General features: G+C 58.2%; 16 protein-coding genes and 2 pseudogenes. 11 read left to right on the plus strand and 7 right to left on the minus strand.

Going from position 1 to position 17,654, the window contains the following annotated elements; translation table 11 throughout:
* Window positions 1-115 precede the first annotated feature (115 nt).
* Together P6U16_RS20670 and P6U16_RS20675 are read left to right on the plus strand one after the other, a co-directional pair.
* Window positions 116-1,723, plus strand: a complete 1,608-nt coding sequence (locus tag P6U16_RS20670; RefSeq protein ID WP_277703928.1) for a glycoside hydrolase family 43 protein — start codon at window positions 116-118, stop codon at window positions 1,721-1,723.
* A gap of 140 nt (window positions 1,724-1,863) precedes the next feature.
* Window positions 1,864-2,223 (plus strand): RcnB family protein, encoded by a 360-nt coding sequence (locus P6U16_RS20675; RefSeq protein ID WP_277702025.1) that lies wholly within the window; start codon window positions 1,864-1,866, stop codon window positions 2,221-2,223.
* 55 nt (window positions 2,224-2,278) lie between these two features.
* Here the strand turns inward: P6U16_RS20675 and P6U16_RS20680 are convergent, their stop codons facing one another.
* Together P6U16_RS20680 and znuA are read right to left on the minus strand one after the other, a co-directional pair.
* A complete protein-coding gene (locus P6U16_RS20680; RefSeq protein ID WP_277702026.1) occupies window positions 2,279-4,195 on the minus strand; it encodes a glycosyl transferase in 1,917 nt (638 codons plus the stop codon).
* A 122-nt stretch (window positions 4,196-4,317) separates the two neighbouring features.
* The gene (gene znuA, locus P6U16_RS20685) at window positions 4,318-5,292 is read right to left on the minus strand and encodes a zinc ABC transporter substrate-binding protein ZnuA (protein WP_277703929.1); all 975 of its coding nucleotides are present in this window, start codon (window positions 5,290-5,292) and stop codon (window positions 4,318-4,320) included.
* A gap of 122 nt (window positions 5,293-5,414) precedes the next feature.
* Here znuA and znuC point away from each other — a divergent pair, with 122 nt between their 5' ends.
* The 3 genes from znuC to P6U16_RS20700 are packed head-to-tail and all read left to right on the plus strand — an operon-like array spanning window position 5,415 to window position 7,580.
* A complete protein-coding gene (gene znuC / locus P6U16_RS20690) occupies window positions 5,415-6,353 on the plus strand; it encodes a zinc ABC transporter ATP-binding protein ZnuC (RefSeq protein ID WP_277702027.1) in 939 nt (312 codons plus the stop codon).
* Window positions 6,346-7,176: a zinc ABC transporter permease subunit ZnuB gene (znuB, locus tag P6U16_RS20695; protein ID WP_277702028.1), complete on the plus strand. Its 831-nt coding sequence runs from the start codon at window positions 6,346-6,348 to the stop codon at window positions 7,174-7,176. Before znuC ends, znuB begins: the two co-directional genes overlap by 8 nt.
* Window positions 7,176-7,580 carry a Fur family transcriptional regulator gene (locus tag P6U16_RS20700; RefSeq protein WP_277702029.1) on the plus strand — a complete coding sequence of 135 codons (405 nt, stop codon included), beginning with the start codon at window positions 7,176-7,178 and terminating at the stop codon, window positions 7,578-7,580. Before znuB ends, P6U16_RS20700 begins: the two co-directional genes overlap by 1 nt.
* A gap of 14 nt (window positions 7,581-7,594) precedes the next feature.
* Here the strand turns inward: P6U16_RS20700 and P6U16_RS20705 are convergent, their stop codons facing one another.
* The 4 genes and pseudogenes from P6U16_RS20705 to P6U16_RS20720 form a co-directional block, all read right to left on the minus strand.
* Window positions 7,595-10,036, minus strand: a complete 2,442-nt coding sequence (locus P6U16_RS20705; protein ID WP_277702030.1) for a caspase family protein — start codon at window positions 10,034-10,036, stop codon at window positions 7,595-7,597.
* Window positions 10,037-10,134: 98 nt separating this feature from the next.
* Window positions 10,135-10,664: pseudogene (locus tag P6U16_RS20710) on the minus strand (gamma carbonic anhydrase family protein).
* 18 nt (window positions 10,665-10,682) lie between these two features.
* Window positions 10,683-11,369, minus strand: coding sequence for a fumarylacetoacetate hydrolase family protein (locus P6U16_RS20715; RefSeq protein WP_277702031.1), 687 nt, complete (start codon window positions 11,367-11,369; stop codon window positions 10,683-10,685).
* Between the two features lie 87 nt (window positions 11,370-11,456).
* The gene (locus P6U16_RS20720) at window positions 11,457-11,660 is read right to left on the minus strand and encodes a hypothetical protein (protein WP_277702032.1); all 204 of its coding nucleotides are present in this window, start codon (window positions 11,658-11,660) and stop codon (window positions 11,457-11,459) included.
* 320 nt (window positions 11,661-11,980) lie between these two features.
* On the opposite strand from P6U16_RS20720, the pseudogene dusA reads away from it, so the two are divergent.
* Window positions 11,981-13,010, plus strand: a pseudogene (dusA, locus tag P6U16_RS20725) (tRNA dihydrouridine(20/20a) synthase DusA).
* 57 nt (window positions 13,011-13,067) lie between these two features.
* Here dusA and P6U16_RS20730 read toward each other — a convergent pair.
* Window positions 13,068-13,280 (minus strand): cold-shock protein, encoded by a 213-nt coding sequence (locus P6U16_RS20730; protein WP_071835475.1) that lies wholly within the window; start codon window positions 13,278-13,280, stop codon window positions 13,068-13,070.
* A 496-nt stretch (window positions 13,281-13,776) separates the two neighbouring features.
* On the opposite strand from P6U16_RS20730, the gene P6U16_RS20735 reads away from it, so the two are divergent.
* The 5 genes from P6U16_RS20735 (at window position 13,777) to P6U16_RS20755 (ending at window position 16,968) form a co-directional block, all read left to right on the plus strand.
* Window positions 13,777-14,361, plus strand: a complete 585-nt coding sequence (locus P6U16_RS20735) for a DnaJ domain-containing protein (protein WP_277702033.1) — start codon at window positions 13,777-13,779, stop codon at window positions 14,359-14,361.
* A 39-nt stretch (window positions 14,362-14,400) separates the two neighbouring features.
* On the plus strand, window positions 14,401-14,685 hold the full coding sequence (locus P6U16_RS20740; protein WP_277702034.1) for a hypothetical protein: 285 nt from the start codon (window positions 14,401-14,403) through the stop codon (window positions 14,683-14,685).
* A 9-nt stretch (window positions 14,686-14,694) separates the two neighbouring features.
* Complete coding sequence (locus P6U16_RS20745) at window positions 14,695-14,940, plus strand: hypothetical protein (RefSeq protein WP_277702035.1); 246 nt, start codon at window positions 14,695-14,697, stop codon at window positions 14,938-14,940.
* A 593-nt stretch (window positions 14,941-15,533) separates the two neighbouring features.
* Window positions 15,534-16,364 carry an NACHT domain-containing protein gene (locus P6U16_RS20750; RefSeq protein ID WP_277702036.1) on the plus strand — a complete coding sequence of 277 codons (831 nt, stop codon included), beginning with the start codon at window positions 15,534-15,536 and terminating at the stop codon, window positions 16,362-16,364.
* A 307-nt stretch (window positions 16,365-16,671) separates the two neighbouring features.
* Window positions 16,672-16,968, plus strand: coding sequence for a hypothetical protein (locus tag P6U16_RS20755; protein WP_277702037.1), 297 nt, complete (start codon window positions 16,672-16,674; stop codon window positions 16,966-16,968).
* Window positions 16,969-17,654 lie beyond the last annotated feature (686 nt).

A 17,654-nucleotide genomic window follows, 5' to 3' on the forward strand; every position in this document is an offset into this window, starting at 1 on the left:
GGGCCAAGCCAAGGTTGCGCACGTTCGTCGGGCCGGGCAAAACTGCTGGCGGCACGATCTCGATTCCTGCGCGTAAAAAGGCGGCTTCAGACGATGACGACGATCTCGCAATCCCATTCTGCCGGGCTTCAATCCGGATCCGTCGATCTGCCGCGTCGGCAATGACTATTACATCGCCACCTCCACCTTCGAATGGTATCCGGGCGTGCAGATCCACCATTCGCGCGACCTCGTGAACTGGACGCTCGTTCGTCGCCCGCTGGAGCGGGCAAGCCAGCTCGACATGCGTGGCAATCCCGACAGTTGTGGCGTCTGGGCACCCTGCCTTTCCTATGCCGACGGGCTGTTCTGGCTGGTCTATACGGACGTCAAACGCTTCGACGGCAGCTTCAAGGATGCGCACAACTATATCGTCACATCGCCGACGATCGACGGCGACTGGTCGGATCCAATCTACGTCAACTCCTCCGGCTTCGACCCCTCGCTGTTCCACGACGAGGACGGCCGCAAATGGTTCCTCAACATGCAGTGGAACCACCGGCGCGAAACATTTTATGGCGATGCCGGTTCTCCAGCTTTTGACGGTATCCTCTTGCAGGAATGGGATGCAGAGGCGAAATCGCTGATCGGCCCGGTCCGCAACATCTTCGCCGGCAGCGGCCAAGGGCTGGTCGAAGGCCCGCATCTGTTCCGTCGCAAGGACTGGATCTATCTGACCACGGCGGAGGGCGGAACGGGCTATGACCATGTCGTTACCATGGCGCGTGCCCGCTCGATCGAGGGTCCATACGACCTGCACCCGCACGGCCATCTGACCACCTCTAAGGATGATCCGGATGCCATCCTGCAAAGGGCCGGCCATGGGCAGTATGTCGAGACACCGGACGGGCAGGCCTACCACACGCATCTGACCGGCAGGCCCCTTGCGCCTTATCGCCGCTGCACGTTGGGGCGCGAAACGGGGTTGCAGAAATGCGTCTGGCGCGAGGATGACTGGCTTTATCTGGAGCAGGGCGGCGTCGTGCCGGTCGTCGAGGTTCCCGCTCCCTTCGAGACTGCGACCATCGAGCGGCCTGCCAGAATCGAAACCGATTTTGACGGTGCCGATCTGCCACTCGAGTTTCAATGGCTGCGCACGCCGGCGCCGGATCGCATCTTTTCCCTGTCATCGCGGGCCGGGCACCTGCGCCTGTTCGGGCGCGAAAGTATCGGCAGCTGGTTCGAGCAGGCTTTGGTGGCGCGCCGCCAGGAGCATCATAGGTTTCGCGCGGAAACCGTTGTCGAGTTCACGCCCGACACCTACCAGCAGGCCGCCGGCCTGACACACTATTACAATCGCTACAAGTTCCATGCTCTCGCCGTGACCGCCCATGAAACGCTGGGCCGCGTCGTGACGATCCTATCCTGCGCCGGCGATTTCCCTGAGGGAAAGCTGAGCTTTCCGGCTGACAGCGGCATGGCCGTGCCTGATGGCCCTTTGCATCTTGCCCTGGAGGTACACGACAACGACCTGCAGTTCTTCTGGCGCCCGCAAGGGGCCAATGACTGGCAGACGCTGGGCCCTGTGCTTGATGGTGGCGTTGTTTCCGATGAAGGCGGGCGCGGCGAACATGGCTCGTTCACCGGCGCTTTTGTCGGGCTCTTCGCCTTCGATATTACCGGGCGCGGCAGGCCTGCGGATTTCGACAGCTTTGCCTATGAGGCTCTCGATGGAGCCCGATAGGCGATCCTGAATGTTGTATTCCTATATAAGGATATTGTTATAATTAACTGATTTCATTGCAAATTTGTAATTCGTGGTTTCAGTTTCCATTCATCTTTGCAGCCCTATTTTGCGGCTGTGTCAAACGAAAGGAAACACCGATGAAACGTCTGTTCATTGCATTGATCGCAAGCTCGTTCCTCGCCGCGCCGATGGCTATGGCCCAGCCGGTTGCCGCCGGCAGCTATGAAGTCGCGCAGGTCAAGCATCGCGAAGTCGAGAAGCGGGTCTATAAACAGGGCAACAAGAAAATCGTCGAGAAGCGCGTCGTCGTGAAGAAGCGCTGGGCGCGGGGCAACAAGCTGTCACGGGCGGAGCGTCGCCAGTTTGCCCGGATCAACGATTACCGCCGCTACAAGCTGCGGGCTCCGCCGCGTGGCCAGGAATGGGTCAGGGTCGACAACAACTACCTGCTGATTTCGGTCGCGACCGGTGTGATCGTCGGGCTGGCCTCGCGCTAAGCCGGGTTCGCGACGTCCGGGAAGGCGGCCGGTGTGGCCGCCTTTCGCATGCCGTTTAGCGGAAAGGCGCAGTCCGTGACGGCATCGCCGGAATGTCAAAATGCTCCGGCGGTTGCCCTGTTCTCGCCCGCTCGGTCATCATCACATAAGCCGTTTCCAGATGTCGGCAGAAGCGCTCGGCGTCGAACAGCGGCGCCGTGAAGCGATTGGCTGCGATGGTTTTCTTCAAGGCTGCCATCGCTGCCGGATCATTCGCCAGCCGCACGGCCATCTCCACGAAATCCGCTGGCGTCTCCGCCACCAGCTCGGAAAGGCCGATGGCGTTGAGCAGGCTTTCGGAGACCCGTGAGGCAAAATTGGTTCCCCGTGCCGTCAACACGGGCAGGCCGGCCCAAAGCTTGTCGGATGTGGTCGTGTGGCCGTTGTAGGGAAATGTGTCGAGCCCGGTATCGGCAGCCTGAAGGCGTGCGATATGGTCTGGATAGGCGGTCTTCGGGGCAAAGACGATTTGATTGGGCGACACATTGCGCGATGCCATGGCTTTCAGAAAATTGGATCTCGGCACATCGCCATCGAGCATCAGCCAGAGAATCGCGTTCTCGGCTTCATGTAGAATATTTGCCCAGAGATCGAGCGTCGTCAGCGAGATTTTCCGCGCCGTGTTGAAGGCGGCAAAGACAAAACGATCTTCCGGCAGGCCGAGCTCCGCGCGGCTGGTCGCCGGGGGCAGGGCGCGGTAGACCGGGTCGTTGGGCTGGTAGCTTTCCGGCAGGCGGCAGAATTTCTCGTGGTAATGCGGTTTTGAGCTGTTGGGCAGGACGATCGGGTCGCCGATCACATAGTCGAGGTCGATGTTCACGGTGCTGCCGGGAAAGCCGAGCCACGCCACCTGAACCGGGGCTGCCATCTGGTTCAAAATATTGGCGCGCGAGCCGCCGGTGTGGCCCTTGAGGTCAACGAGAATATCCGTGCCCCGCGCCCTTATCAGATCGGCGGCCTGCGGGTCGGTCAGGTCCCGCAGCGAGACGATCGGTTCCCATTTCTGCCGATTGCCGCCGTCAAAGCCGATGAAGCGCTCCGGCGTATAACAATAGAGCGTGACGTCAAAACGATCGCGGTCATGGGCTTCAAGCACGCTCTGGAACAGGCGCATGGTGGCGTGGTCGTCCCAGAGATCGCTGGAGAGATAACCGACGCGGATCTTCTGCGCCCATGTGTGCGGCCGCATGCGCCGCTGGCGCGACTGGCTGGGCGAGAGTTTGACCGCAAGGTCGCGGTTGTTGGTCGCCAGCCGGTTCAGCCGCTCGTCGCCGCAATGCAGCAGGTTGGAATAACCGGTCTCGCCCTCGGTCATCGACAGATCGCCATTTGCAAGCGCGGTTGCGAGGCGCTCTTCGAGCGCGGCAAGAGCCTCGTAGTCACAGAAGTCGCGGGCGACGGCCATGTATTTGAACTGCGTGTAGGGATCGTCCGGCTGAAGTGCTGCCAGCTTGCGAAACAGCGTCAGCACCGCCGGGTCGCGCTCTTCCTCGGCAAAGAGTTCGCCGGCGAGCATCAGATGGTCTTTGTCGTCGCTTGAAACAAGCGTGTGTTTGACGCGATCGACCAGCGCGCTGTCGCCGGTGCGCCGAAACGAGCGCGCCAGAAGAAAGGCAAGCTGCGGATCGTCGGGCAGGGCTTTCAGCAGGCCCATGCCGATCAGTTGCACCTGATCGTCATCGCCGGCTGTGAAATAGAGTTCTGCAGCGCGCAGCCGGTGGCGCTGACCTAAATCAGGGTCGATCTCCGCTGCCTGCTTGAAGGCTTCCGCGGCCTCCGTGGCCAGCCCGAGCTTTTCCAGCGCTTCGCCCAGCAGCACAAATGCTTCGGGCGCGCTGGTCTCGCCGATAAGGTCGTTCAGGATCGTCAGCGTTTCGATGTACTCATGCTTCGCATACGCCGCCTGCGCCGCCTCGAAAACCTCTCGGTTCATTCTGTCCGTCCCTTTGACGCCTACGCTGATTCCAGCCCGGCATCCTGCCCGGCCTTGCTTGCGCGAGGCGGGCAGGGATTGCGGCAAGGAGCGCCGCCAATGGTCCGTTTCGGTATCTCATCTCAGCTGTTCGACGAGAGGCAGGCCTTGAGCGAGGTGCCGATCGATTCCATCAGTTTGAAATAGAGGTCCGGCCCGGCCTCGAGCGTCGCCGCCTCGGGATCGAGCGTGCCGGATTTGGCGCTGGTGCCTTCCAGCACGACGTTGACGAGCTTCGGCTCGAATTGCGGTTCGGCGAACACGCAGGTTGCCCCGAGTTCCTGAATCTTCTTGTGGATCTGCGAGATGCGTTCCGCGCCGGGCATGGTCTCGGGGCTCACGGTGATCGAGCCGGCGACCTTTACGCCGTAGCGTTTCTCGAAATACTGGTAGGCGTCGTGAAAGACGATGAACGGCTTGTCCTTGATTGGCGCGACGGTTTCGGCCAGCGTCTTGTCCAGCGTGTCGAAGCGGGCGTTGAGGCTGTCGAGATTGGCCTTGTAGGCACCGGCATTGGCGGGATCGACCTCTGCCAGGGTCTTTTCGATGTCGGCAGCCATCGCCTTGGCGTTCTGCGGGTCAAGCCAGAGGTGCATGTCGAATTCGCCCTCGTCATGGTGATGGCCTTCGGCCTCATGCGATCCGTCATGGGCGTCTGCGGATGCGGCTTCATGTTCGTCGCCATCGTCATGGGCTTCAAATGCACCACCCTCGCGGAATTTCAGCTTTTCCAGCCCTGGCGCGTCGTCGAGTTCGACGATCTTGGCGCTGGTTCCCAGCGATTCCAGCGGCTTTTCCAGGAATGCTTCCAGCCCATGTCCGACCCAGAAGACCACCGACGCATCCTGGAGTGCCGCCGCATTGGAGGGCTTCATGCTGTAGGTATGCGGCGAGGCCGCCCCTTCGACGATCAGCGCGGGCTTCCCGACGCCTTGCATGATCGAGGCAACCAGCGAATGGATCGGCTTGATCGAAACCACGACGTCAGGCGCCTCGGCCTGTGCCGCACCGGCGGCGAGAGCGAAAGCGGAGGCGAGAAGCAGCGTATTTTTCTTCACCATGACGGTGTCTCCTGACCGTGTTTGTTCTCTTGATAACTGAATGTAATGTTATTACATCAATTGCGTAATGCTATAACGTGTGCCATAGCGACTGGCAACACCAGAAAGCGGATTTTTTGATGCTGAATTTCAAAACGCCCGATCAGCCGCCGCTCGTATCGCTGAGCAATGCCGGCGTGCGGCGCAATGGTCGCTGGCTCGTGCGCGGTGTCGAGTTCTCCGTCAGCCGCGGCGAAATCGTCACGCTGATCGGTCCCAACGGGTCCGGCAAGTCCACGACCGCGAAAGCGGCGATCGGCGTTCTGAAGCCGGACGAGGGCAGGGTGGAACGCAAGCCCGGTCTCAAGGTCGGCTATGTCCCGCAGAAACTGTCGATCGACTGGACGCTGCCTTTGACGGTCGAGCGCCTGATGACCCTGACAGGTCCCTTGAAGGGTCGCGAAATCGATGAAGCGCTTTCGGCGACGGGCATTTTGCATCTCGCCCGCGCCGAGGTCCAGCATCTCTCCGGCGGTGAGTTCCAGCGGGCGCTGCTTGCCCGGGCGCTTGCCCGCAAGCCCGATCTTCTGGTCCTTGACGAGCCGGTGCAGGGCGTCGATTTTACCGGCGAGATCGCGCTTTACGACCTGATCAAAGCGATCCGCAATCAAATCGGCTGCGGCATTCTTCTGATTTCGCATGACCTGCACGTCGTCATGGCGGAAACCGACACTGTCATCTGTCTGAATGGTCATGTCTGCTGCCGCGGCACGCCGCAGATGGTCAGCCAAAGCCCTGAATATCTGAAACTGTTTGGCAGCCGCGCGGCGCAGTCGCTTGCCGTTTACAGCCACCATCACGATCATACCCATCTGCCGGATGGTCGTGTGCAGCATGAGGATGGCAGCGTCACTGAACATTGCCATCCCGACGACGGCCATCACCATGCCGGCCATGATGATCACCACCATGATCACCCCCACGAACATGAGCATGGCCACGTGCACGGACCCGATTGCGGCTGCGGCCATCATTCCCGCCTGCAGGGCTTCGACGGCAAGGAGAAGAGCCGTGTTTGACGATTTCTTCACCCGCGCGCTCGTTGCCGGCATCGGCCTTGCGATCACCGTTGGCCCGCTCGGCTGTTTCGTCATCTGGCGCCGCATGGCCTATTTCGGCGATACGATGGCGCATTCGGCGCTGCTCGGGGTTGCCCTGTCGCTGCTGTTCGAACTCAACCTGATGCTGAGCGTCTTCATCGTCGCCGCTGCGGTGTCGCTGCTTCTGCTTCTGCTGCAGCGCCGTGGTGCGCTGTCGACCGATGCGCTGCTCGGCATCCTCTCGCATTCGGCGCTGTCGATCGGCCTTGTCATGGTCGCCTTCATGACTTGGGTCCGCATCGATCTCGTCGGCTTCCTGTTCGGCGATATTCTCGCAGTGTCGGAGGCCGACATCGATCTGGTCTGGGGCGGCGGCATTCTCGTTTTGTTTGCGATCGTTTATCTCTGGCGGCCACTGCTGGCCTCGACCGTCAATCCGGAACTGGCCGAGGCCGAGGGGCTTAAGCCCGAGCGCGCCAAGCTCTATTTCATGCTGCTGATGGCACTCGTCATCGCGATTGCCATGAAGATCGTCGGCATTCTCCTGATCACCTCGCTGCTGATCATCCCGGCCGCGACCGCGAGGCGTTTCGCGACCTCGCCGGAGATCATGGCGGTTCTCGCTTCGCTGATCGGGGCGCTGGCCGTCACCGGCGGGTTGTTCGGCTCGCTGCGCTGGGATACGCCATCCGGACCGTCTATCGTCGTGGCGGCGCTCGGGCTTTTCGTCCTGAGCCTTTTGCCGTTCGGGCGCCGGTCAACCGGCGTTGTCGAGCATTCGTCGCATGGAGGACATCACTGATGAGCGCGCACACCCTCACCAAGAACCAGTCCCTCGTGCTCGACGCGCTGACCCATGCCGAAGCGCCGCTTAGCGCCTATACCATTCTCGACAAGCTGCGCGACCATGGGTTCCGGGCGCCGCTGCAGGTCTATCGTGCGCTGGAGAAATTGCAGGAGTTCGGGCTTGTGCACAGGCTCGAAAGCCTCAATGCCTTCGTCGCCTGCGCCTGCCGCGAGGATCACGACCATACCCACCACCATCATGGCGTGACGGCTTTCGCCATCTGCGAGGATTGCGGCCAGGTGACCGAATTCCATGATGCCGGCATGGAGGAGCGGCTTGCGGTGCTGGTCAAGAACCAGCATTTCAAGACCGAGAAGACGACTATCGAAATCCGCGGTCACTGCCAGAACTGCATCTGACGCATGACGGCCTCTCATGATTTCGGCTTGTTGAAAATCGCCGCGATCGCGGCTGTGGTCCCGCGTCCGAAGCTGCCATCGACGCTGCCGCTGTAGACATCCTGATCCTTCAGGCGCTGCTGCAGCGCCTTGCGGAAATCGAGCGACCAGTTCTTCCAGTTGTCGCTCATTTCCGTGCGTGCCCATTCGCTGCCCTCCCTCAGCGCCTGTTCCATCCAGTCGGCGGCAGCCGTCCGATCCGCCTCGACGCCATGGCCGCCATCATAGAGAAAGGCGATATTGGATTTCGCGTCGGCCAGGCCAAGCTCTGCCGCGCGCCGATAACTCGCCATGGCCTTGGTATAGTCCTGCTCGACGCCGTTTCCCCGGCTGTAGAAATTGCCGAGCACATTCAGACCCGTCGGATTGTCGAGTTGCGCTGCCTTCTCATACCATTTGAAAGCCTCTGACAGATCCTTTTTGACGCCGTAGCCCTGGGTATAGAGATTGCCAAGCGCGCTTATCGCATCGGGTTGATTGAGGGCTGCGGCCCTCTCGTAGAGTTTGCGCGCCTCGGCATAGTCCTGTTCGACCCCGAGGCCAGCGCCGTAAAGTGTGCCGGCGCTGTAGAGTGCATCGCCATTTCCGGCATCACCTGCCTTGCGATACCATTCCATGGCTTGCTTATAGTCCTGGGGCACGCTGCGCCCGTAATAGTGAAGTTCGCCGATCTGGTAGATCGCCGGCGCATAGCCCTTGTCGGCCGCCTTGGCGTACCAGGTCATGGCCTGCGCATAATCCTGTTCGACGCCGAGGGCGGCACCATAGAGGGTGCCGATGCTGTAGGTCGCCTCGACATCGCCTTTGTCCGCGGCCTTTCTGTACCAGTCCATCGCCTGCCGGTAATCCTGCGGCACGCCATAGCCGTAATAATGCAGTTCGCCGATCCGGTTGAGGGCACTGGCGTTCCCTTGCGTGGCCGCCTTCTGGTACCAGACCATCGCCTCGGCATAATCCTGCGGCACGCCCAGTGCATTCTGGTAGAGATAGCCTAGGCTGTTCATGGCATCGCCGTTGCCGGCCTCAGCGCCCTTGCGATACCAGCCCATGGCCTGCGTAAAATCCTGGCCGACACCGTTTCCGGCATCATAGAGCGCGCCGAGATAGGCCATCGCCGTCGGATTGCCCGCATCCGCGGCCTTGCGGTACCAGATTGCGGCCTCCGCGCCGTTCTGCGGCGCACCCTTGCCGGTTTCGTACATGATGCCGATTGTCGTTGCTGCGTCGCTATAGCCGAGATCCGCGGCTTTGCGCGCCCATTCATAAGCCGCTGGAAGGTTGTCGTTCTTGTAAAGGCTCCGGGAATACTGGCTCATCAGCCGCGGTTCCCGCGGGTGGTCCGTGACCGCCTTTTCACAGGCTGCAACAGCTGGTGCGGTCGCCAGTTCGTCGTAGGTGACGCCCTTGACCGAGGCGAGTTTCATCGGGTCCGTCGGGTCTGCCGCCAGCCGGTCGCATTCCGTTTCCGGCACGATTGCCGCGACGGGCTTCAAGGCCTGCATGCGGCCCCGCGCCAGCGTGGAAAAGGCACAGGCCGGAAAGAGCCGCAGGTGTTCGTCGAAAAGAGCTCCATCCTTGCTGTCGCGAATTTCGCTCCAGTGCGCGGCGGCGTCCCGGTACGGGTCGAGCGACGTATCCGGCGTCTGTGGTTGCGTGGCTTGCCTGCCGAGCATCACCGTATCGATCATCGAGCCGGTCTTGTAGGGGCGCTGCTCGCCCTTGGTGGTGTCGACCACATCCCGGGCGACAGCGCGCAGGGCGGATTCGATTTCAAGGCCGGGCTGGACCAGATGCCGCAGAAGGGCCGACGTATAGGGGCTGTTGACCCCGTCACCATCCGAAGCCGTCTGACCCGGCGCGGTCGCGTATCCCACCAGAAGATTGCTCTGGATTCCTACATCGTCCAGACGCGCGAGGCCGCGCGTCTCAGCGCCGCGTGTCGCGACCTTTTTCATACGTCCGGCAAACGGATTGTCGCGGCAGGCATCGAGCAGCACCAGCTTCAGCATGGATACGCCTGAAAGAGCCTCCATGACATCATCGAGCACGATGGCCTCGTATTTGACGTCGCGATCGGAGGCGAGCGTGACGTCGATGGGGAGCAGGTAGTTGGTGCCGTTCACCTCGATGCCGTGCCCGGAATAGAAGACAAGGCCGATATCGGCGCCGAGTGCCGCGCTCTCGAATTCCGAAAGCGCCTTCGACATGCCGGCCCGGGTGAGGTCGTTGAACGCATGAACCTCGAAGCCGGCCTCGCTCAGCAGCGCCTGCATGGCGCTGACATCATTGGCCGGATTGGGCAGTCGCGCGGCTGTTCCGGTATAGCCGGCATTGCCGATCAAAAGGGCGACCTTTTTCTCCGCCAAAGCCGGTCCGGCAAGCAGGAGGGCAAAAATCAGAAGGGCGATGCGAAGCACGGGCGGCACACTCCGACAGGCAGCTTTATCCTATGCGAGCATACTGCTAAATTTCCCCGCGGGGAAAGCGGTGGCGCGAAATATGCCGAATGCCGATGTCAATCGATCCGCGAGAGGCCGGTCGCAAACCGACGCCAGTTGGCGACATAGTGATCGGCCGATTTTTGAGCCCGGCAACCGCACTGTCGTCGAGCAGCCGGATGGCCCGGGCAGGGGAGCCGACGATCAGCGAATTGTCGGGAAACACCTTGCCTTCGGTCACAAGCGCATTGGCGCCGACCAGGCAATTGTTGCCGATCACGGCGCCGTTGAGCACGGTTGCGCCCATGCCGATCAACGAATTGTCGCCGATCGTGCAGCCATGGACGATGGCGCGGTGGCCGATCGTGCAGCCTTCGCCGATGGTGACCGGATAGCCGGGATCGACATGGATGACGGCGCCTTCCTGGATATTGCTGCGGGCGCCGACGCGGATCGGCTCATTATCTGCGCGCAGCACGGCGCCGAACCAGACGCCGACCTCGTCGCCGAGTGTCACGCGGCCGATGACATGGGCGTCGGGTGCAACCCAATAGCGGCCTTCCGAAGGCGTTTCCGGTGACTGTGAACCGAGGGCATAAAGCGGCATGGTCATGTCTCCCTTACATCAGACAATGGTGACCGCCAGCGTCGCAACGCCGTCGATGCCGCAGGTCACTGTATCGCCGCGCAGGACAGGGCCGACGCCGGAGGGCGTTCCGGTCATGATCACGTCGCCCGGCGCAAGGACAAACAGACGCGACAATTCGGCAATGATTTCCGGCACCTTCCAGATCATCTGGTTGAGGTCGCCCTGCTGCCTGCGCTCGCCGTTGACCGCGAGCCAGATATTGCCGTCGCCCGGATGCCCGATGGTTTCGGCGGGGACGATCGCAGAGCAGGGCGCGGAATGTTCGAAGGCCTTGGCCGCCGCCCAGGGCTTGCCGGCCGCCTTCGCCTCAGCCTGCAGGTCGCGCCGGGTGAAATCGATGCCGACGGCATAGCCGTAGACACAATCCAGCGCTTCGCCGGCGGGGATATCGGTGCCGCCCCTTTTCAGGGCAATCACCAGCTCGACTTCGTGATGCACGTCAGTGCTCAAGGGCGGATAAGGAAAGCCGGCTGTCGGGGGCAGGAGGTTGTCAGGGTTCTTCTGGAAGAAGAAAGGCGCCTCGCGATCGGGATCGTGGCCCATCTCGATGGCATGGGCGGCATAGTTGCGGCCAACACCATACACCCGACGAACGGGAAATGTGTGAGTCGTTCCGGATATACGCATCAGGACGGGGGTGGGTACGGGAATGACGGTCTTCATGGGCTCCGGGCTTCCGATTCAGAAGCCGGAGGCTAACATCATTTCGAGGCGCGGGTAAAACAAACCCGGCGACGATCGAACAGGAAATCAGCTGAAGGCATAGGCCTGCAACTGGTCGCGATTGATGAAGCGGCTGTCCGAACGGGTGCTGAACTCGGGATGCGTATATTCGAGGCTCGGCACATCGGGAAGCTCGAGTGCCTGGCGTACGGTCATGATCCCGACATCGCGTCGATCACTGCCGCGGTTTACGCTGACTTCGACAATACGGTACAGATTTTTCTCTGCCATCGGTTTCACTCCCTCTTTAAATTTATTCTTCTATGTAGGCAGTTGACGCTCCGAACTTGGTTTTTGTGAGGCACCTCCTCTTTACCATGCCAGAGATAAACGAATCGCGACAGTAAAATTTCAGCATTTGCCTTGTTTCGTATCGATATGATACGACGCAGCGCAGCATATCAGGCTATTGCGCCTGCAATTTTTCGCAATTGCGTGATAAATCACAGTACAGCGCCTTGATGACGAGAGTTTGACGGATCCATGAGCGAGATAAAGGCCGCGCCGCAGGCGCCCGCTACTTCAACAGGCTGGTCTTCGCCGTTGCGCCGATGATCGACTGGACGGATCGGCATTACCGTTTTTTGCGCGCCAGCTTTCGGCGCATGCGCTGCTCTATACCGAGATGATCGTCGCCGAGGCGATTTTGCGCGGCGACCGGGAGCGGCTTCTGGGTTTCGATGCCGTCGAGCAGCCGGTGGCGCTGCAATTGGGGGCAGCGATCCGCGCAAGCTGGCGGAGGCGGCACGGATTGGCGAAGAGTTCGGCTATGCCGAGATCAACATGAATGTCGGCTGCCCGTCCGACCGGGTGCAGTCCGGAACCTTCGGCGCCTGCCTGATGCGCGACCCGCAGCTGGTGGCGGACTGTGTTGCGGCGATGAAGGCTGCGGTTTCGATCCCGGTCACCGTCAAGTGCCGGATCGGGGTCGACGACCAGGACCCGGAACTCGCCTTGCGCGACCTGGTGTCGCGTGTTGCAGAGGCCGGCACGGACGCCGTCTGGGTGCATGCGCGCAAAGCCTGGCTGCAGGGCCTGTCGCCCAAGGAAAACCGGGACATTCCGCCTCTGGACTATCCCTTGGTACACCGTCTCAAAAGCGAATATCCAAAGCTTTTCATCGGCATCAACGGCGGTCTTGCGACTTTGAATCAGGCCGTTGAGGAACTGAATCAAAAACCAAACCTGGACGGCGTCATGCTGGGCCGTGCTGCCTATCATGATAGTGCCATGCTGACGGCCGTGGATGGACTTTTTCCGCATTCGACGAGTGGGGCTTCAGCGGTCGAGCATATGCCGCAGGATTTTACGGCTGGCGGTCATAGGCTTTCGCTGGATTTCTGGGCTGAAGTCCGCGATGCGATGATGGGGCATGCGGGCCGGCACATCGCGACCGGCGGGCGGTTGATCCATGTGACGCGGCACATGGTCGGGCTCTTCCAGGGCTGGCCGGGCGCCAGGCGCTTCCGCCAGATCCTCTCGGCCAATGCGACGAAGGCAGGTGCCGGCCCCGAGGTCATCGCCGCTGCCTTCGAGGCTGTTTTTGCGGCGGCGGTCGAGGCGCGGCAGGCGGCGGAGTAACAAAAACGGCGCCCTTGTGAGGCGCCGTTCGGAACTTTGAGCATCAAGGGTTTCGGATTACGAAGCCTGGATGTTGACGGCCTTCGGGCCCTTGCCCATCCGGTCCGGCTCGGTGTCGAAGGTGACCTGCTGGCCGTCCTTCAGGGTCTGGAGACCAGCGGCCTGCAGCGCGGAGATGTGCACGAACACGTCCTTGGCGCCGCCGTCCGGCGTGATGAAACCAAAACCCTTGTCCTGATTGAAGAATTTTACGATGCCCTTGGTGGCCATGGGAGAAGTCCTTTGTTCCCTTAGTAGAATTGCCTTCACCCCTGCCAGGGTGGAGACGTTTTTCTTTCCGTTTGTCTCGTCGCACGGAAAGCCAGTCGGTGAAGTCACGATAACGGGGAACGAACGTCTACAGTGCCGTTTTTATCGACACGCCCGGATGACCTCCGGGACCATACAGCCAGTCCAGTCTCCGGGATTGTAAACGCCCGAACGCAGAAATATTTGCAGCAAATTATCGAAATTGCAAGTGTCTTCTCTTTCCCGTTTCGAGACAGTATCCAGACGGGCAAAGCCGGCTTTGCGGGGGCTTGCCGGGGAAAACCTGTCGTCGCCTTGCTCTCTCCACAATTTCGTCCCGGATGCGTCCGAACATGCCCCCACACACGGCGTCGTGGACGGTGCCTGCTTCGGCCTTGATGCGGCGCCATGGAGCGGCTAGGTCGAGGGGCGGCGATGAGATGAATGGCGAAAGAGGCGACAAGAGACAGGTGGCGAATTGATCGATCCCTATGAGATGCTCGGCGTCGAGCGCGATGCAGACGCCGACGCGATCAAGGCGGCCTATCGCAAGGTGGCCAAGACCGCCCATCCGGACGCCGGCGGCGATGTCGCGCAATTTGCCCGGCTGCAGGCCTGCCATGACCTGCTCAAGGACCCGGTGCGCCGCAAGCTCTACGACAATACCGGCTACGACCCGGAGCTGGCCGACCCCGTCGACCTCAAGGGCATATTGATGCTGGAAACGCTGGTCTCCGACTTCATCCTCGACGAGCGCGAGCCCGGCAGCTTCGACCCGGTCGCCGCCATGCGCCGCAAACTCTCCGACGACATCGTCAAGAGCCGCTTCCACATCCTCGAGCTGGAGCGCCACCGCGCCCGCGTGCGCCAGCATATCGACCGGCTCGGCCGCCGCCCCGCCGCCGACGTGCTCGGCTCGATGCTGCGCACCCGCTCGCAATCGATCGCCGACGCCATCCGCAATGCCGAGACCCAGATCGCGGCGATCGAGCAGGCCTATACGCTGCTCGAAGGCTATTCCTACGAGCTGGAGGCGCTGCCGGAGGTCAAGGCGGCGGAGTAGGGCCGGGCTGTCTGCATGGGGCGTTCTCCGGCGCTCTTCGTGCGTGTGCCAGATCCACTCACTCCGGTCGACGCGCCACCGGCAGCGGGAGTTTTCGCGCGCGCGGCGGAAGGCGTCGAAGCGGGGTTTGTCCCAGGCGGGAATGTGGTTGCGGGCGATCTCGACGGCGGCATCCTGCAAAGCCCGCGTCTCCGGATCGGGCCAGGCATACATCAGCCCCAGGCGGCCGCCATTGTCGCGGATGGCGAGGACGACAGCATAGAGTTCGTCGAACAGGCGGCGTTGCGCCTGAGACAGCCGGGACAGGCAGCCGGGTTCGCCTGACGTCTTGAAATGCCAGCGGCAGGCCTTGCTGCGGCGGCAGTTGCCCCGGCAGATGCGCTGCGGGATGGCCAGCATTTCGGCGGTATGGGCCATGATCCGGGTCTTTACGGGCAGGGGCTCCGTCATGTCGCGTCTCCTGTGTCGTTGTCGGGTAAGCGGCGTGCGCCGTCGTTCACGCGCGATCTCTCGCCGTGGTTTGAACCTTCACAATCGGACGAAGCGCTGAAAGCTGCCTCGTTGGGTATGAAATGGTGACACCTTTCAGCGCCCCGTTCGGCGGTTTTTGCCCGCGACCTCGATCTCTCTGCGACAGCCGTGCCTGATGGAGACCCATCCGACCGGCCACCATGGGTGGCGCACAGCCACACCCGGCGCGCTCTTTCGGGCTTCAAGAGACAAGAGGCAGACCCTTGCCTCTCCCCGTGTCGCCGGAGGGAGACCATTTTCCGCGAACCCCGGACAAGAGGACTTCCGTCCTTTCCCCAAACCCGGCGCCGTCCCCGCCTCGCTGCCACGGCTGGCAGTGTATCCGCGGCGGGATGGGGGATTATGGCATGGGGGATGGGGGCGGGGATGAGGGGGTGGAGGGGAGCTTTCTGCAGTGTATTTTTTAAGTAGAATATTGATTTTATTTTGTAAATTTCGCCCGATTATTACTTGGCACCAAAGCACCGACGTCGAAAATCTTTCCCGCTTTAGACGCCGACGAATTCAAGACTGTCGTCAGGACTATGGGTTCAACGCGCTTTAAATGTCTTTTAAGATACAATCTTCAGTGGATAAATGCGACGCTAACTATCGTTATGGGGTATGAGTTTTATATTGAATTCTTCGCAGGGGGAAGCCACATGACTCTAATCGAAACCATCGCCGTCAACGGATTTAGTGGGATGCTTGGAAATTTAGCGTCCAGCTATATTGAAAGAAAAAATCGGTCAATTAATGTAACAGGACTGGAACTTAAAACAAATCTAAATAATCATTTCGACGTTATTTTCAAAAAATGTACTAAAATAAAAACTATAATTAACGACAAGCCTATAGATTTTTTAAGTGTTTATATAAATCAAAATTTTACAAGTGAAAATAAAAAAATTGATCAATTTGATTTAATTGATTCAATTAGAAATGATGAAAGTTGTGTAATTACCGGTACCGGCGGTGGCGGAAAGTCAATGTTCATGAGATATCTTTGGTTATCTTATTTTGAGAAATCAGACGGAAAAATCCCTTTTTTCTTAGAACTACGTCAACTCAATAACTTAACTCACAGTAAGATCGAGGATTTTATATATCACTCTATAATACAGACAAAATCTACTATTTCCCAAAGGAACTTTGACTCGGACATTTCCAATGGAGAATTTATACTTTTCTTTGATGGTTTTGATGAAATAAACATAGATATCAGGGATAAGGTCGAACAATGGATAATTGGGATAAAAGAGAATAACCCAAAATTGACTGTCGTAGTTTCAAGTCGACCGATGGAAAGGTTTCAAGGTTGGTCTGGATTTACTACTGTATCTGTTTTGCCTCTAAATAAACCACAAGTTATTGAGTTGATAGGTAAGGCTCCATTTTCGAGGATGACAAGAATAAATTTAAAAAGAAGATTTCCGATGGGATTTATGATAGTCACGGGGAATTTTTGTCGAATCCTTTGCTTGCCTACATGATGTTGGTAACGATATCATATAATCCTGATATCCCTTTAACTATGCATTTATTTTATGAGATGGCATTTGACGCGCTCTACTATCGCCATGATCTGACAAAGAATGGTTACAAAAGGCAATTTTCATCGAATTTAGATAAGCAGACCTTTATCAAGGTTTTGGCATATTTTTCTTTGATATCTTATCATGGTCAAATGTACGAATTTGATGAGCATCAGTATCTAGAAATTTGTAGAAAGATAAAAAAGCAGATAGATTAGATTTTGATGATTTATGTGTTTTGTCTGATTTAATCGATTGCCTTTGCATGATAAAAAAGGAAGGGCTTGAGTATAGCTTTACACATAGAAGTTTACAGGAGTATTTTGCTGCATATTGTATAGCAAGGGTTACCAGTAAAAATATTGAAAAACTTTGTAATGCGTTTTCTTTAAGGCACAGTGATCAAGTTTTGTTGATGGTTTATGAAATAAATCCGTATCTATTTCGAGAGAAATATTTGGTAAAAATGTGTCAAACTTATAAAGAATTTTTAGATATAAATGATGATGATGTACGAGCTATAAAATTCCATGAGCTAACTAAGGGAATTTTCAATTTATAATACATCCTCAGCAAACTATAAAACGCCGAAAACCTACCGTGGCGTCAGAAATATCAATCTTCTATGATCCATCTGGAGAATTTTATTCTCTATTTTCAATATGCAGAAAATTGATGAAGCTAAACCCGAATTTTTTGTCGAATATTGAACGAACAGGAAAGTTAGATCAGGTATTACGAAATCAGAGAGATAACAATTTCATAAAAAAATTTATACCATTGTCGACGTCCACCAAGAGGTGTGAAGGATCTATTACGGCGGTGGATGGAAGAATTGAAATAAAAATTCCTGCACTTTCAGTTAACGCCGTGGCTAGTGGAGCTATATTGGTCGATTTTAAGATAACTGGAATGTATATGTTTTTGAAAGACAGCGCAAATGATCTTGCTCGGTTTATGGAAAGCGAGAGTTCCGTTTTTCAGCAACTGTCTGATACATTCGACGAGATATTTTAGCGCGTCTGTTTTACAAAAACATATCGGCGTGCCCCGGATAATCGCAATGGTCGTCTTGAGGGTTTGATTACCGCATTCGCTGGACCAGCGATAAAGCTGCTCGCGAAAAGTCCCGTCTGCGTGGCCATCTCAGTCATGCCCTTTGCACAGGCCGAGCGCATAGGGGATATAGCCGGCGAGTTGAGTCACTGATGTTTTGGCCAGCGGTTGCGGCTGGTGGATCCTCGGGTC

The sequence above is a fragment of the Rhizobium sp. 32-5/1 genome, assembly GCF_029537235.1.
Lineage (GTDB): Bacteria > Pseudomonadota > Alphaproteobacteria > Rhizobiales > Rhizobiaceae > Pararhizobium.